The 16,597-nt window shown below is 60.0% G+C and carries 10 protein-coding genes; 4 read left to right on the forward strand and 6 right to left on the reverse strand.

Annotation, left to right across the window (positions count from 1 at the left end; all coding sequences use genetic code 11):
• Positions 1–21 precede the first annotated feature (21 nt).
• The 6 genes from PVT68_RS09120 to PVT68_RS09145 form a co-directional block, all read right to left on the reverse strand.
• The gene (locus tag PVT68_RS09120; protein WP_280322430.1) at positions 22–1,074 is read right to left on the reverse strand and encodes a cupin-like domain-containing protein; all 1,053 of its coding nucleotides are present in this window, start codon (positions 1,072–1,074) and stop codon (positions 22–24) included.
• Between the two features lie 10 nt (positions 1,075–1,084).
• Entirely contained in the window at positions 1,085–1,816 is a 732-nt protein-coding gene (locus tag PVT68_RS09125) for a SapC family protein (RefSeq protein WP_280322431.1), read from the reverse strand.
• Between the two features lie 246 nt (positions 1,817–2,062).
• Positions 2,063–5,077 (reverse strand): TonB-dependent receptor, encoded by a 3,015-nt coding sequence (locus PVT68_RS09130; RefSeq protein ID WP_280322432.1) that lies wholly within the window; start codon positions 5,075–5,077, stop codon positions 2,063–2,065.
• Positions 5,078–5,391: 314 nt separating this feature from the next.
• A complete protein-coding gene (locus PVT68_RS09135; RefSeq protein WP_280322433.1) occupies positions 5,392–6,258 on the reverse strand; it encodes a sugar ABC transporter permease in 867 nt (288 codons plus the stop codon).
• A gap of 190 nt (positions 6,259–6,448) precedes the next feature.
• The gene (locus tag PVT68_RS09140; protein WP_280322434.1) at positions 6,449–8,668 is read right to left on the reverse strand and encodes an extracellular solute-binding protein; all 2,220 of its coding nucleotides are present in this window, start codon (positions 8,666–8,668) and stop codon (positions 6,449–6,451) included.
• A 146-nt stretch (positions 8,669–8,814) separates the two neighbouring features.
• Entirely contained in the window at positions 8,815–9,915 is a 1,101-nt protein-coding gene (locus tag PVT68_RS09145; protein ID WP_280322435.1) for an ABC transporter ATP-binding protein, read from the reverse strand.
• A gap of 394 nt (positions 9,916–10,309) precedes the next feature.
• On the opposite strand from PVT68_RS09145, the gene PVT68_RS09150 reads away from it, so the two are divergent.
• The 4 genes from PVT68_RS09150 to PVT68_RS09165 all read left to right on the forward strand — a co-directional run bounded on the left by PVT68_RS09150 (position 10,310) and on the right by PVT68_RS09165 (position 16,555).
• A complete protein-coding gene (locus PVT68_RS09150) occupies positions 10,310–11,881 on the forward strand; it encodes a TolC family protein (protein WP_280322436.1) in 1,572 nt (523 codons plus the stop codon).
• Positions 11,882–11,958: 77 nt separating this feature from the next.
• Positions 11,959–12,936 (forward strand): efflux RND transporter periplasmic adaptor subunit, encoded by a 978-nt coding sequence (locus tag PVT68_RS09155; RefSeq protein WP_280322437.1) that lies wholly within the window; start codon positions 11,959–11,961, stop codon positions 12,934–12,936.
• A 1-nt stretch (position 12,937) separates the two neighbouring features.
• Positions 12,938–14,242, forward strand: coding sequence for an efflux RND transporter periplasmic adaptor subunit (locus tag PVT68_RS09160; RefSeq protein WP_280322438.1), 1,305 nt, complete (start codon positions 12,938–12,940; stop codon positions 14,240–14,242).
• A gap of 33 nt (positions 14,243–14,275) precedes the next feature.
• Positions 14,276–16,555, forward strand: a complete 2,280-nt coding sequence (locus tag PVT68_RS09165; protein ID WP_280322439.1) for a hypothetical protein — start codon at positions 14,276–14,278, stop codon at positions 16,553–16,555.
• The last annotated feature ends 42 nt before the right edge of the window (positions 16,556–16,597 follow it).

A 16,597-nucleotide genomic window follows, 5' to 3' on the forward strand; every position in this document is an offset into this window, starting at 1 on the left:
TATTGTTTTATGTATTTTTCTTCAGCGCTTTAAATCGTTCAGCAGTTTTGCGCGTAACTGCATGGCAGCCTCCAGCCCCAGTGGTTGCTGTAAAACCCCCCGGGCATTTTCCGGAATATGTCCAGCGGCGTCGTCTTCGGCATCAAAGATGTAGTAGTCAAACAGCGCCTTCCACGCCTCGCGCTGACGCGCCGGCAGGTTGCGCAGACCGAGTACTGCGTGCAGCAATGCATTGGTGGGCCGCCCCATATAAGCTTCGGAATCCCGCCACCAGTGGGTGTAAAGCACGTTCAACACGCCCAGGCTTTCCACGTGGTGCCACCACATACCGGGAATATACAGGGCATCCCCCGCATTCAACTCCGCCACCTGCGCATGTTCAAGGGCCGCGTGAAAGCGCGGAAACCTTTCAAAATCCGGGTTGTAGAAATCCACAAGACTCACTTCCTGGCCGCCGGGAGCAAACTCCAGTGGACCCGGGTAGAGGTTGGCGATCTGTTCCGGAGGTAACAGGGTAAAGCGGCGAATACCCGCGATATTACACGCGAGATTGTCTGGAAAATCGTAATGGGCGGCCACGCGTACTTTGTTACCCAGCCACAGAGAGCCGATGGGAGATACACTGCCGACACCGGCATCGTTATCCGTGGAAAATCGTGGAAACCAGTAGGACACCTCGCTCGAGGGCATGTAGCGCATGGGCATTGCTGGCGCGTGCGCGGAAGTCAGGATTTCATCGAGCAGCGCCCCGAGTGGCACCCGGCGGCTGTCAAAATTGAACCCGCTCATGTCCTCGTTGTAAAACACCCGACCGCCCGCATCTGCACCACCGTAACAGCCGATAATCGGATTGCCGCTGTAATGCTGTAGCAGATATTCTGCCATGGCCTGCGGGGATTGTTTGCCCGCGGCCACCGCCGGAAAGTGCGCGCAATAATTCCGCAGGATCAGCGGATGACCAACCCCGGCCACTGCCTCCAGAACATTTTCCGGTGTAACGCCCTGTAGCACCTGCACTTCAGGCAGACCGACGCGTTCGATAAAGGGTGTTCCGGGCTCCATCAGGGTGGACATCATCGCCCCCTTACTGCAGCTCGATGCGACGATTTTTTTCATCGATCAGGCGGCGCATTTGCGACTGCGAGGCCATCACCATGTAGATGGCTTCGAGGAAGCCAGCCCGGTGCAGCTCATTCAGATCTTCGGCATTGAGCGCGCGCAGGCGTTCCTCATCGATGGTGTAAAAACCCTTGAGCTGATTACTCTCGCCATTGTTCAGGGTGACATCCAGAGTGAAAGATTCCAGCAGCCCGTGAATCTGCAAGGCGCGGACAAATTTTTCGCTCTGCTCGATACCATTGTGGATGGCATCCAGCATATCCGAGACGTTGTCGAGGAAAGGCGTGCTGCCACCGTATTCGAGAAACAGCGGTTCACCCTGCTCGCGGCTGACACGCGGACTGTCCAGGTCGATATGGATGACCCGGCGGGTTTTCTGCACGCCGTCTTCAACAAAGTGTTGCCGCCCGATCAGGAAAGGTTCGCGGCGGATGGTAAGGGGAATATGGGAGGCCACCCACTGCTCGCCACGGAGATACAGGTTTTCTCCCGGTTGCAGGCCCAGTAAGGCGAGGGGGAAGAAGTTACCGGTATTGGGGTCTTTCTGGAAGAAAATCGGGTACTGACCCTGCAAAGCGCGAAATTCCAACGGGAAAGTAAGCGCATACCAGCTGTTGTCCCCCAGCTTGCCCGAGCGCTGGGTGATCACACGTAATTCACGGTGTTCGACGTTATTCAGCAATACCGCATTGGCCATAACGTAAATCTCATCTCGATTATTTTGTTGTTATTTTCTGGCAAAAAAGCCACTGGTCCTTCGACCAGCGGCTTCCCTGCTTCACGGAATTTATGAAAAACGTAGCGAGCGGGTGACTGGTGGTGACCGCCGGAGCGCAGAAAGCGGAATGTATTAGTTATACATGAGCATTTTGAGCACCGCCGGTCGCCGCCAGACGCACGCGCAGTAGTTTTTCAGGGATTCCAACCCATCCTGTGAAATGGTTTAGAAGGCGTAGCGCGCCCCCAGCTGCCAGCGCGGTCCACCCTGGTAGAGGCCCATCAGCTGCCCCTTGGCACGGCCGTGATCGCGTTTGTGCTCGTCGGTCACATTGATGCCTTCCAGGAACACCTGCAGACCTTCCAGTTGCGGCACTTCGTAGCTAACGTTCAGATCGATCTGACTGTAGGCTTCGGTGTACTGCGGATTCGGACCCGTTTCCTGTCCGCGCGACATCAGGAAGTCGTCGCGCCAGTTGTAGGCAACCCGGGCCTGGAAACCGTGCTTGTCATAGAAGCCAACCAGGTTGGCCGAGTCACTCAATCCGACCATCGCTTCCTGATCAGCCAGGATAAACGGATCATACTCCAGCTCCGAGTCCACGTAGGTGTAGTTGGCCTGCATACCAAATCCGCTCTCGCCGAACATATGCTGTACCGCCAGCTCCACGCCATCGATGGTATTTTCCACATCGCCATTTACCGGCTGGCTGATGCGGAACACCATGTCGTTGTCGGTGGCCGGATTGCCGTAAATAAAGATCTGGTCGAAGTTTCCTTCGTCATCGAGGGTGACTTCAACAAACGGACTGTCGGCATAATTGGTCGCAATATATTCTCGAATAGCCCCAGCGCTGTTGGCACCATTCGCCCGCGCCTCATCCACCAGTGCACCATCCGCCGGGTTGGGGATGTTGAACACGGTTTTATTGGTTATACCACCGCTAATGAAGTTGGAAACCTTTTTGCGGAACAGGCCCATGGACGCGTAGCTGGCTTCGCCGTAATACCACTCGACAGAGAGATCGTAATTGATGGATTCAAACGGCAACAGGCCCGGGTTACCACTGGATCCGCCGCCGATACCGCCGTTGGCCACGGTGCCGATGGTGGTGCCGCCTTTGATATCTTCATAGCTGGGGCGAGTGATCGCTTTGCTGACCGCGGCGCGGGCGACTATGTCATCAATCAAATTCAGCTTGAAAGAAATACTCGGCAACCAGTAGTCGTATTCACCGGTTTCGCGCAGGTACTCCTGGGTACCGTCACCGGTAACCACGACCTCGTTATTCGATTTCCACTCGGCACCGGTGTAGGACGGCACTACGGAAACGGAATCGACTTCGGTTTCCTCATAACGCAGACCGGCATGTACCTGATAGGGCATGCGGAACATTTCTGAAGAGAAGTTGTACTGGGCATACGCCGAGTTGGAAATTTCGGTGGTCCCACGGTCCGTGTCGGAGGCGTAATCGGTGGAAGCACAGAAGGCGGTACCGCAGTCACCGAGGCGGTTGGCATATCCCAGGTCTACTGCACTATCCCCGTAAAGCGATTCCGCCGCTGCGCGAACGGCTTCGAAGTCCCAGGCATAGTAGATATCCAGAGGCTCCAGCCCGCCAATTTCGGAGAAATCGCCCCAGGATTCATTAAAGCGATCGGAAATGCTTTTCGCCACAAACAGGGAATCATCCAGATCTGCGGGAGTACCCGCTTCGCCGCCCCAGGAGTTGCGTTGCACAAAGGTGGACTGGCTGCGATTGCTGACTTCCTGGCGGGCGATACCGAAATCGATATCACTGGACTCGTTCAGCTCAAAGTTACCGCCAAAGCGGAACTGGTCAATCTCTGAGTGATCTTTGCTGTTGGTGAATACAGAGCCGGTAACTTCAATATCCGCGGCTTTGATACCGTCTTTGGTGTAAACGTAAACTGCGGGAATTTCGCCGGTATAGTCAACGCTACTGCCATCGCGCACCAGTGCCGCAAGGCTCAGCACATTGCTGGTACCCCAGGGGCTGTCCGGGCGGCGCTCGGCCTCGGAGTGCTGGCCGTCAAAGAACAGGTTCAGGCTGTCGCTCACCTGCCACTCCAGGTTTACCGCGAACATATCGCCTTCGTACACTTCGCGGGTACTGCCGCCACCCATGGCAACGTCACTTGGGGCTTTGGTGTCGTCGGTGTAGCTCGGGTAGAGTTCGGTATAGATGATCGGCGAGGCAATGGGTCCATCGCTCCACACACCGCGCTGGTCATTCTGCCAGCTGTGGTATACGGAAATATCGTTAAACTGCTTGGCGATCTTGTTCTTGTAATAGTTGTAATCGACCGTCGCGGTTATATCGTCAGTCGGTGCCCACTGCAGCACCAGCTGGCCATTGGCGCGCTCACGCTGCTGCTCTTCGAACTTGTAACCGGTGTTCTGGGAAACGGAATAGATATCCCCTTCGCCCGGACGGTTTACCTGGTTGACTAGCGGAACCGCACCCCAGGCATCGTTGACGCCGTCCCAGTTATTGTCCATCTGGCCTTCGGAGCTGATCCAGCCGCCGGGCACCACGGCCTGGGAGCTTCCGCTCTCACGCTCGGACACACTGCCGGAAATGGCCACACCGAATTTGCCATCGGCAAAGGTGTCGGAGTAAAAGCCGCTGTATTCCGGAGTGATGCTGGCGTCATCGGAAGATTCATCCAACACGCCCTTGACCGCAAAGCGCGCGGTGCGCTCCGGCGTATTGAAGGGCCGCGCTGTCAGCATATTGATGGTGGCGCCCATGCCGCCGGACGGCAGGGTGGCATCGCTGGTTTTGGCCACTTCCACACCGGTAACCATATCGGAGGCAATATTCTGGAAGTCGAAGGAGCGGCCGCCGGTGGTGCGCGCCAGCTGGCGTCCGTTCAGGGTTACCAGGTTGAAGTCCGGACCCAGGCCGCGCACGGTGACTTTACTGCCTTCGCCGTTGACCCGGTCAATGGACACACCGGTAATACGCTGCATGGATTCCGCGAGGTTGGTGTCGGGGAATTTGCCGATATCTTCCGCGGAGATGGCATCGACGATACCTTTGGCATCGCGCTTCGCATCCATGGATTTCTCGAGACTGCCGCGAATACCCAGCACCACCACTTCTTCGAGTGCGGCATCCAGCTCACTCTGTGCAAAGGCGGCGCCGCTAACGCCAGCGAGGGTGGCGATCGCTACCGCGATGGAATTCTTCTTGAATCCGGTCATTTTATTCATGGAGTTGTCTCCCCCATCGTCACGTTATTTTCGTTATTGATTTCGCCGAAACCGGGTATCACTGAGACCGCAAAAGGATAACCCGATCTGGCGCCACGCTATAGTCCCGCCACGCTCCAGATTGAGTCGTCCCACCTTGGGGAATTACCTCAAAATGGACTATCCCACCTTGAAACCAGCAAAGCGGGAATAAAAATATCCTTTAAAATCAATGCATTAAACGTTATCCGGCATTTTGCACAGGAATGGCGCAATAGCCGGCAGAAAGAAGTGCAAATCAGCATGGCGACAGGGGAAACACAGAACCGGCGGGTTTATCCTTTTACCGCACCAGCGGAGAGTCCGGAAACCAGGAACCGCTGCAACGCGAGAAACAGCAGCATTACCGGCAACGACACCAGTATGGAGCCGGCAGCGAAGTAACCCCATTCGGAGGCGTAGTCGCTGACGAAGAAACGCAGCCCCACGGGTACGGTATACAGCGATTCATCGTCCATAAAAATGGAGGCGAGAATGAATTCGTTCCATGCGGTCATAAAGGCGAACAGTCCGGTTACCGCAATCGCCGGGCGCGCCAGGGGCAGGATAATGCGGGTAAAGATGGTCCAGCGGGAGGCGCCCTCCAGCAGCGCAGACTCTTCGATTTCGTAGGGCAAGGTATCGAAGTAACCCTTCAGCATCCACACGCAGAACGGCAGCGCGGTGATGGCATACACCAGGATCAGCCCCAGCCAGGAATTGCCCAGTCCCAGCCACTGCACCACGATCACGTACAGGGGAATCAGCATCAGCACTGCGGGAAACATCTGCGAAATCAGGAACAGCATCAGGCCGCGTTCGCGCCCGGCAAAGCGGAAGCGGGAAAAGGCGTAAGCCGCGGAGCAGCTGAGAGACAGGCCGACCGCAGTGGTGGCCAATGCAATGATCAGGCTGTTGCCCAGCCAGCGCAGGAACGGCTGCTCGGTGAGTACCGAACGGAAATTCGCCAGGGTCCACTGCTCCGGCAGGGGAATCAGGGCCATCAACTGCTCACCGAAAGTGGCATCCGCCGGCAACTGCACCAGGGTAAGCGATTGCTGGCCGGAAAAGGCGAGGCTTACCACCCACAACAGCGGGTAGATGACAATCAGCGAAGCGAACAGCAGCAGGGCGAAGCGCCAGCTGAAAATATCCCGCAACACACGCCCAAGCGCTCTCACAGGAGCCAGTTCGCACGCGAACCGGTACAGGCTATGCAGCCAGGTCCGCGGTGGTTCGCCTGCAGGCAGGCTCCTACGGTTTTCTCCCGGTATCATCCCACTACCTCCAACACCACACCCTCCAACACCACACCGGTGGGAGCCTGCTTGCAGGCGAATTGGTGGCGGTTACTCATCGGGAGGCCTCCAGGGTGCGGCTTACCCGGGTCTGCCACAGGGCGTAACAGAACAGCAGTGCGAGGATCACCATCGAGTAAGCGGCGGCGTAGGCGTACTGGTATTTTTCAAAGCCGATGCGGAACGCCTTGGTGATCAGGATATCGTTGGCCCCGGCCGGGGCGCCGTCGCTGACCAGATAAATGACGTTGAACATATTGAAGGTCCACACCACCGACAGGATTACCGCCGGGATCAGTACCGGCTTTAGCAGCGGCAGGGTGATGGTGCGAAACTGCAGCCAGCGGCCGGCGCCTTCCACCCGCGCGGCTTCGTACAACTCCTTCGGTATCGACTGCAGGCCGCCGAGTATGACCACCATCATGAACGGAATACTCAGCCAGACGTTGGTCACCAGCCCGGCAAAAAAGCTGGCGCCGATGGAATCAAACCAGGCCACCGGCGCCAACCCGATCACCTGCAAGCCCTGGTTGATCACCCCGAACTGCGGGTGGAACATGCCCTTCCATACCAGCGCGGTGATGTAATTGGGTATGGCCCACGGCAGGATCAGGATCAGGCGAAACAGGCCGCGGCCGAAGATCGGCTTGTCCAGCGCCAGTGCCAGTACCAGCGCCAGTCCCACCGCCAGCAGTACGTTGCTCGCGGTCCACAGCACGGTTATCCACAGGGTCCAGTAGAAGTTGTCGAAATCCAGACTGCGCGCGGCGCCCTCCCCGCTCCAGACACTGAAATTCCCGAGAATAGAAGCGTAGTTGTCCAATCCCACCCAGCGGGACCACAGCGGCGTATGTTCGTTAAATACCGTGGTGTCGGTAAACGACAGCAACAGACCGTAAAGCAGCGGAAAAAACACCAGCACCAGCATGCCCAGCACCGCCGGCAGCACATACAGATAGGCGCTGCGGTTGGCCCGCCAGCCGGCGCTCAACTGACACCGATACCGTCGCCAGCAGTAAAGGGCGGCGGCCACCAACAGCAGCGGTAACAGCCAAAGACCCCGCGGCATCTGCGCCGGCATGCCATCACCGCGGGCGCGGGAGCGTTCCAGCTGGGCCAGATCGGCGCCAATCTGCCGCTGCAGCTGGCGCAATTCCGCTTCCGGCTGCGCCGCACCTTTCACCACTTTCTTGAGCGCGTTTTCCAGCGGCACCCAGATCAGGGTCATGGCTGGCCAGCTGGGAATGGGCACCGCGTATTCCAGTTGGCGGCGAAACGCCATGGCGCTGTCATTAGTCGCAATACTCGGGTGTGCGAAGGCGCGAATATTGGCGGGCAGCTGTCCGCCCTCAATAGCCATTCTTTCCGCCGCTTTACGGCTGGTGAGATGTGCCATTACCGCCACCGCGGCGGCGGGCTGCTGCGACCAGGGAGAAAGAAACAGACCCTCCACAGCCACCCAGGGGGCCAGGTGCTGCCCGCTTTCGCTGTTCAGCGGCAGCGGCACCACCCGGTAATTTACCGATGGCGCTATCTCCCCCAGCATCCAGGGACCGCTGATCACCATGGCCGCGCGCTGCTGGTTGAACAGGCTGGTCACCAGGGTACTGCTGGGCTCCTCCGGCAGAATGCGATCCTGCCGCGCCCACCGGGTGAGCATCTGCAGGGAGCGGATATTGGCGAGACTGTTGAGATCCAGGTTGCCTGCACGATCGAAGGGACCGGAGCCAAAGCTGTTCATCAGCGCGCCGTGAAAAAAGGGCTCAGTGTAGCTGTAAGCGAGGCCAAAGCGGCCTGCCTTGCGATCGGTGAGACGACGGGCCTCCACAACCAGCGCGTCGGTGTCCGCCGGTGGCGACGGCACCAGATCGGTATTGACGATCAGTGCCGGGCTTTTGAAATTGAACGGCAGACCGTAGAGCTGGCCGCCGTAGGTCATCGCCGCCACCAGATTGTCCGGAAAACGGGCCAGCAGGGCTTCACTCACATACTCGTCGATCGGCGCCACCGTATGCCCGGCACTGACCCAGCCGCCGAGGCGGTCGTGGGCAAACACAAACAGGTCCGGACCCTGCCTCCGCGGCAGCGCCGCGGCGAGCTTGTCCGCGAGACTGCCGAAGGGCACCGCCAGGGTCCTGACCTGCACCGCGCTCTGGCTGCGGTTGTATTCCTCGATCAACTGCTCGAAGGCGGCGCGCTCGGCACCGCGGTAGCCGTGCCACAAGTTGAGGGTGTCGGCAGCACTGGCGCGGCCGGCGCACAAAAACAGCAACAACAGAACAAACACTCTCTGTAGGAGCCTGCCTGCAGGCGAAGCCTTCCCCGGTGACGGCCACAGTGCGAACCTTGGCGCAAATCCGGTCGGGGGTTCGCCTGCAGGCAGGCTCCTACGGGAGAGGTGGGGTCTTGGGGAGTGGGGCATCAACACACGCCAACTCCGGCGCGCCTATCAATGTGACGGATGCGCTGCTGGCTGTCGCCATCAAACAGGTAAACCGCGGCAGGATCGAAGGCCAGCTCCAGGGATTCCCCGGGAGTAAGTAGATGCATACCTGGCAGGCGTGCAATCACCTTGCTGTCGCCAGCGCGCAGGTGTACCAGCCGCTCGGCCCCCAGGCTTTCCACCAGCTCGATGGCGCCGCGCAGTCGCGGCCAGTGGGCCGGGGCGCGCTCCGTGTGCAGCAGCTTTTCCGGGCGCACCCCGAAAACCAGCGCGCTGCCGAGACCATCCAGGCCCTCCAGTGGCAGTTTCACCAGCTCGTTGAACAGACCGCTGCCGGTGTTCCGCACCGGCACCAGGTTCATCGGCGGCGAGCCCATAAAGCTGGCCACAAAGGTGTTGTACGGGTCGTTGTACAGTTCCAGCGGGCTGCCCACCTGCATCAGCCGCCCCTGATTGAGGATGGCGATACGGGTACCCAGGGTCATAGCCTCCACCTGGTCGTGGGTCACATACACCGAGGTGGTGCCGTATTCCCGGTGCAGGCGATGGATATAGGCGCGCATCTGCACCCGCAGCTCGGCGTCGAGATTGGACAGCGGCTCGTCGAACAGGAATACCTGGGGGTCGCGCACCATCGCGCGCCCCAGCGCCACCCGCTGGCACTGACCGCCGGACAGCTGCCCGGGCTTGCGCTGCAGGAAGTCCGTCAGCCCCAGGGACTCGGCGGTCTCCCGTACCCGGCGCTCGATCGCGAGCTTGGGGGCGTGGCGCACCCGCAGACCAAAGGCCATGTTTTCAAACACGGTCATGTGCGGGTAGAGGGCGTAGTTCTGGAACACCATGGCGATGTCCCGGTCTTTGGGAGGCAGGTCGTTGACCCGGTGGCCGCCGATAAACAGGTCGCCGCTGGTGATCGTCTCCAGCCCGGCGATCATCCGCAGCACGGTGGACTTGCCGCAGCCGGACGGGCCCACCAGCACCATGAATTCGCCATCGCGAATATGCAGATCAAGGCCAGGTACCGTGGCGGGACCGTCGCCGTAATGCTTGGTTATGCCATTGAATTCAATACTGGCCACGGGGCAGGCCTCTCTCATCGCGGTGGTGGTTGCAGTCACTGTTAGGACTGTCATTTTTTGGGGCGAATTTTGCCAGCGGTAACAGTCTGCCGCCACCTGGCGCTATCCGCCTCCCCCGGGGCCAGGGGGGATAAGCCGGGGCCAGCCACAAAAACTGAACAATAAATGAACAACGCATCTATTGCAAAAATCCACGCCACAAACCGGGCGATGGCGTTACTGCTCCCCGCCAAACAACACGACTGGCTCTCGCCGTCTAGTCACACGCCACCGATGCACTATTAGCGCTTTTATCCGCCCCAATTGCTTGCAAATTACACCCCTGTACTAAATTTAACGGGCGCAGCAGTAACGTGCACTCAGCAGTCAATAAGTATCCTAAGGACAAAGAGATATGCGCCTGGCTCCCCTCGCCGCGTTCAGCCTTACCGTGGCAACCATTGCCGCTTGCTCTGTCACCCCCGAAGCAATCGATGAAGCCAGCGTGGACCAACGAGCCAGCACTGACTGGATGACGGTGTTCGGCAATCAGCAACCGGTTACCGGTCCGATTGACCTCAACGAAGCGATTGCCCGCGCCATCGCCTACAACATGGACAACCGCCTCAAACTGATGGAGGCGGTGGTCGCCAACCGCAACCTGCGACTGTCCCGCTGGGACATGCTGCCAGAAATTGCCGCCAGCGCCGGCTACCACCATCGCAACAAGCAGCACTTTGCCTCCAGTGAGGACGTCAACGGCAACCAGTCCCTGGCCCAGTCCACCTCCCTGGACAAAACCTACAGCACCGCGGGGCTGGAACTGTCGTGGAATGTGCTGGATTTCGGCATCAACTACCTGTCGGCCAAACAGGCCGCGGACGGGGTGATGATCGCCATCGAGCGTCAGCGCAAATTGATGCACAACGTCATCATGGATGTGGAGTACGCCTTCTGGATGGCCGCCGCCGCCCAGCGCGCCCACACTCAGCTGCCCGGGCTGATCGAACAGACCCACCGCGCGCTGGAGAAATCCCGCCAAAGTGCCGAGCGCGGCCTGCGCCAGACCGAGGCCAGCCTTTCCTACCGCCGCGACCTGCTGGACCTGATGCAACAGCTGCTGGCCCTGGAAGCGGACATGTTCAACGCAAAAATGGAACTGGCGTCGATGATGGGTCTGCCCCCCGGGACAGAGTTCACCGTCAGCGCCAGCCAGAGCGATATCCTGCGCAGCCCGTTTGCGGAAATGAGTGTGCCGGAGCTGGAGCAGTACAGCCTGCGCAACCGCCCGGAACTGCTGGAAGAAGACTATCGCGAGCGCATCGCCGCCACCGAAATCCGCAAGGCCTGCCTGCAACTGCTGCCCGGCCTGGAATTGCGCACCGGCTATTTCTACGACGACAACAGCTACCTGCTGTACAACGACTGGGCCGAAAGCAGTCTGAGGCTGACCTGGGACCTGCTCGGCACCGTGGTGGCCGGCCGCGATCTGGTGGGCTACGCCCGTGACAGTGAGCGCCTCGGCGATGTGCGCCGCGCCGCGCTCACCGTGGCAGTACTCACCCAGGTCAACCTGGCCTACAGCCACATGCGCCGCGCACAGCTGAATCACGGTTATGCCGAAGAACTGGCAGACATCGACGGCGCCATGGCGAGCCAGTCCCGCGCCCGCTGGCAGTCCAGCCAGGGCACCGAACTGGAAACCATTCACGCCGCCACCCAGGCCCTGCTCTCGAATGTGGAGCGCGATGCCAGCTATGCCGACTGGCGCAGCGCCAACAGCCGCCTCGCCAACGCCGTGGGCTTCCAGCCGGAGTTTTATATCGACTACCGCCAGCCGCTGGAGGTTATCGAGCAGCAGGTAGCAGACATGCGCACCCAGGGCGCGAGCATGGAACTGTTGCCGGTCGGCGGGTACAACTCGGACGGCGCCGAGAAACGCGAGGCGGAAATCCGTGAAGACGGGCTGGATGCCGCTTACTGGTAAACGCCATCGCACTCAATGCATGCAGACGTTCGCAGTCCGACGGTAATGATGGTCGCAATGTACGAGACACTCTGAGGATGGAGTGTCTGTACCAGACCGAGGTAGAGGTATCCGTGGTAGAAGTATCCGTAGCAGTATCCGAGGGAGAAGTCTCTGATTCCGGGGTGAACCAACCTGCTGTAGCGGCAGCGCGACATCCCCTGCCCGCGCTCATTTTCGCAGCCGCGCTCACCCTGTGTTGCGCTCTGCCAACCCCGCTGCAGGCGCACAGTGCCAGCCAGCCTTCCGTCGACAGCAATCACACCGCCCCCGCCAAACTCAACGCCCTCAGCCGGGTACAGCTTTCCAGCGAACTGGCCGGACGCATTACCGAAGTGCGCCTGCGTGCCGGCGACCGTTTCGACAAAGGCGATCTGCTGGCGCGTTTCGACTGCACCGAACTCAAGGCCGAACTGGAGGGCGCCGACACCCGCCGCGCCCTTGCCCGCCGGCAACTGGATGCCAATATTTCCCTCAAACAGCTGGGCGGCAATATCAGCGAGCTGGAAATGGTACAGAGCGAATCACAGCTTGCAGAAGCCACCGCCAATACCAAAGTGCTCAAGCACCGCACCGGTTACTGCGAGGTGCGCGCACCTTTCTCCGGTTTTGTGATCAGTCGCAGTATCGAGCCCCACCAGCGGGTGGAAGTCGGTGCACCACTGCTGGAGCTGGTGGACAACCGGGGGCTGGAAGTGGAAGCCATCATCGATTCCGCCTGGCTGGAACACCTCTCCATCGGCGACACGTTCAGGGTCGTGATCAATGAAACCGGACGCGAGTACACCGCCACCCTGCAGCGGATAGTGCCGGTGGTGGATCCGGTTACCCGCACGGTGCGAGTGATCGGCAACATCGAAAAAACACCCGGCGAAATTTCCCCGCTGTCCGCCTCTGGCGCATTGCTGATTTCCGGGATGAGCGGCGAAGCGCACTTTGCTCTCGACCGCCCTGATGACAAATCCGCGGCACTGCTCGCGGACAGGCCATCCAACAAACGCGACGGAGCCGACTGACGTGGATGCGCGGCTGCTGGAAAAACTGAATCATTTTCTCGCGCTGGAAAACCGGCTGCGCAATGCCAGCAACCTGCAGCAGATCGCGCAGATTGCCAGCAGTGACAGTCAGCAACTGCTCGCGTTTGACAGCTGCCTGTTTTTTTCCGGCCCGCACCTGAAACTGATCGCCGCCTCCAATGTTTCCACCGTGGATGCCACCAGCAGCGAGGCCCAGGGATGGCGCGAACAGGTGCGCCGCCACTTCGCCGACGCCACCGCGCAACCGCCACTGCAACTGGAAATTCCCCCGCCGGAACACCACCGCAATGAGGTCGCCAGCCAAACCCTGACGCTGATGCCACTGGGCAATAAAAACCCTGAAGGCTGCCTGGCCATACTGCGCCAGCGACGCTTCTCCGAACAGGAGTTGCAGGTGCTGCGGGAGCTGGCCGCTGCCGTGCATCAGGCGATACTGGCCCAGCGCGGTGCGCGGCGATTTTCCCTGCGCCGCTGGTGCCGTCGGCGACCATTGCTGGTCGCCGCCGCCCTCGCCGCCATCGGCCTGATTCCGGTGCGCCAGAGTGTGCTGGCACCGGCTACCCTGGCGGCGATAGAGCCGCGTATTGTGTCTGCGCGCACCGATGGTGTCGTGCGGGAAATCGTGATTCCACCCAATGCCCCGGTGCAAAGTGGACAGCTGCTGTTCACCCTGGAAGATGCAGAGGTCACCGCAGAAATCGACCGTGTGCAGCAGGAGATTGTGCTCTACCAGGAGCGCCTGCGCATGACTCGCCAATACAATTTCCAGCAGGCCTCCGCGGGCCACAAGCTGGCACAGGCGGAAACAGACCTGTCCATTCGCAAGCTTGATCTGGAATACCAGAACACCCTGCTGGAAAAAACCCGGGTAAAGGCGCCCGCCTCAGGTGTGGCCATTTATACCGACCCCGCCGAGTGGATCGGGCGGCGGATCCGCGCCGGTGAAAAAGTCATGGAAATCGTAAAGCCGGACGCGCGCCAGATTCAGATCGATCTGCCCACCGTGGATGCCATCGGCCTGCCACAACAGGCGCGCACGGTGTTTTATGCGGAATCCAACCCACTGGCGCCGATCGAGGGACAACTGCACTACCACAGTCTGCTCACCAGCGAGGGTGAAAACCTCCCCGCCAGTTACCGCCTGCTCGCCACCATTGACGAGGACCAGCCGCAGATTCCCATCAACACCCGCGGTCACGCGCGCCTTTACGGTGCCCGTGTGCCTCTCATTTATTACCTGCTGCGCCGACCACTGGCCACCGCCCGCCGTTGGATCGGGGTGTAATCGCAGCAGAGGTAAAGAAGTAGAGAGGTAAACGTGCAGTCAACGCCATACGCCAACCAGCCCTTCATCGCGGCACCGCCTGCACACGCGGCCGGCACAGGCCCCACTTCGCCGCCGCGTACGGGCTGGCCGAAACTGCGCAGCGACCTGCGGTTTCACCGACTCGCGGAAGACGACGGCGAGACCGGCTGGATGCTGTACGATCCTCTGCGCGGCCAATACCTGGAGCTGGGAGAGCTGGAATTGCTGGTGCTGCACCACTGGCACCAGGGCAGCGCGGAAAAAATCGCCCGCAGCATTGCCGCGGAACAGGGCTGCCGGCTGGAGCCGTCACAGGTGGAAGCCGTCGCCGGCTTTGTGCGCGACAATGAACTGTTGCAGAGCGAAAGTCTGCCGCTGCTGCAGAAACTGGCGGCGATCAGTCCACAACAACAGCGGCTGCAAAAACTGCAGCGCACCCTGTTCTGGCGCCGGCCACTGTTTACCCCGGAACTCAGCAGCCGACTGCTATTGCCCCTGGCCCGCGCCAGTCAATCGCCCTGGTTTTATGCGCTGTTGCTGGCAGCGGCCATTTTTTCGGCCATCTCCATCGGTCAGCACAGCGGTGAATTTTTTGCGTATTTTGATGCGAGCTGGAATGCCGCCGGCGCGCTGGTGTTTTTTCTCTGCTACCTGATCCTCAGTCTGTTTCACGAACTCGGGCACGCCAGTGTCGCGCGGCTCTATGGTGTGCGCGCCAACAGTGTCGGTGTGGGACTGATCGCGATGATGCCGATCATGTTCAGCGAAATTACCGATGCCTGGCGGCTGCCGCGCAAGGCGCGGCTGCATATCTCCGCTGCCGGCGTGCTGTTCGAAGCTGCCATTGGCGCCGCTGCCGCCACCACCTGGTGCCTGCTGGACGACGGTCCATTGCGGGCGCTGATGTTCTACCTGTTCACCACCTCGCTGGTCAGCACCCTGCTGATCAACGCCAACCCGCTGATGAAATTCGACGGCTACTATCTATTGAGCGATTTCACCGGGGAAAAAAACCTGCATCAAGGCGCGAGTACAACCCTGCGGCACTGGCTCTGGGTCCAGTTATTGCGCGGACCCAAGCCGGCGATCAGTCGCCGGCAGAAACTGCTGGTGCTGTTCGGCCTGACAAGCCTTATCTACCGCACTTCGGTGTTCGCACTGATCAGTTACGGCGCCTACCAGCTGCTGTTCAAGGCCGCCGGAATTCTGATTCTGGTGCTGTGCCTTTTTCTGCTCCTGGTATTGCCGGCGGTACGGGAAGCGCGCGCGTTTATTGCTTTTGTGAAAGAACAAAACGAACAGAAAGTACAGAAAGAACAGCCGCAATCCCAAGCCATGACTAGCCAGAACACGGATAACGGCACACCGCCGACACAACCATCGCGGTCTGATTTTTTCGCGTTCGTGCAGCTGCTCAATCCGAAATTTATTTTCGCATTTTCGGCGTTACTGGCGGTCCTGCTGATTCCCCTGCCATGGCCGGTACAACTTCCAGCCAGCACCTATTTTTCCGCCCAGCAACAGGTCAAATCCCCCGCCGGCGCCGTGTTGGAAAAACTGGCTCTGGAGCCCGGCGGCACGGTGGTCTCGGGCAGTGTGATTGCACAGCTGCGCGACACCGAACTGGATTACCGTATCGCGCGCACGCAACAAGAGCTGGGAATGCTCAACCGCCGCCAGCAAAGTGACGGTTTTGCCGAAAGCCTGGATGCCCTCGACGGGGTCTATCTCCAGGATCTGCTCAGCAAGCGACAACTGCTACACGCGCTGCTCACCGAGAAAAAGCAGCTGGAAATCGTCGCCAAGGTTGCCGGCACCGTGGACTGGGTATCACCAGGGTTGCACGAAGGACAATACCTCGAGGTCAACCAGCCCTTCCTGTCCATCGCCCGCCGCGACAGTCTCGCCGGCCGCGCCTACGGCAAAGCCCAGCAGCTGGCGCGCCTGCAACAGAACTCCGGGCAGCCGTTGCGAGGCAAATTGTTTGTGCAAGGCCAGTGGCTGCCGCTGGCGGCCACCGTGCACAGCGCGGAACAGATTGCCTCGCGCCGTATCCAGGACCCGGCGCTGGCCTCCGCCTACGGCGGTCCGCTGCAGACAGTGGCGGACGAGCCGGAACGCGCGGCGGAAGCACTGCATATTCTCTCGTTCACCTTCGATGCCGACGCCCGCGCGACATTGAACAGCGCCCAGCGCAGCGGTTATCTAGTACTGCTCGGCAAGCCCACCAGCCTGCTGTCTCTGGCGGTGGATCGTGTGGCCGGCGTATTGATTCGGGAAAGCGGCGTGTGACGCTGCGGCAATTGCAGCAGTAACTGACAGTTTTTTTGCGCG

The organism is Microbulbifer bruguierae (genome assembly GCF_029869925.1).
Classification (GTDB): Bacteria; Pseudomonadota; Gammaproteobacteria; order Pseudomonadales; family Cellvibrionaceae; genus Microbulbifer; species Microbulbifer bruguierae.

What these genes read in the sequence shown, in the direction of transcription:
- PVT68_RS09120 (WP_280322430.1), bottom strand. Translation starts at nt 1,074, where the DNA reads ATGTCCACCCTGATGGAGCCCGGAACACCCTTTATCGAACGCGTCGGT.
- PVT68_RS09155 (WP_280322437.1), top strand. Translation starts at nt 11,959, where the DNA reads ATGGAGTGTCTGTACCAGACCGAGGTAGAGGTATCCGTGGTAGAAGTA.
- PVT68_RS09150 (WP_280322436.1), top strand. Translation starts at nt 10,310, where the DNA reads ATGCGCCTGGCTCCCCTCGCCGCGTTCAGCCTTACCGTGGCAACCATT.
- PVT68_RS09130 (WP_280322432.1), bottom strand. Translation starts at nt 5,077, where the DNA reads ATGAATAAAATGACCGGATTCAAGAAGAATTCCATCGCGGTAGCGATC.
- PVT68_RS09125 (WP_280322431.1), bottom strand. Translation starts at nt 1,816, where the DNA reads ATGGCCAATGCGGTATTGCTGAATAACGTCGAACACCGTGAATTACGT.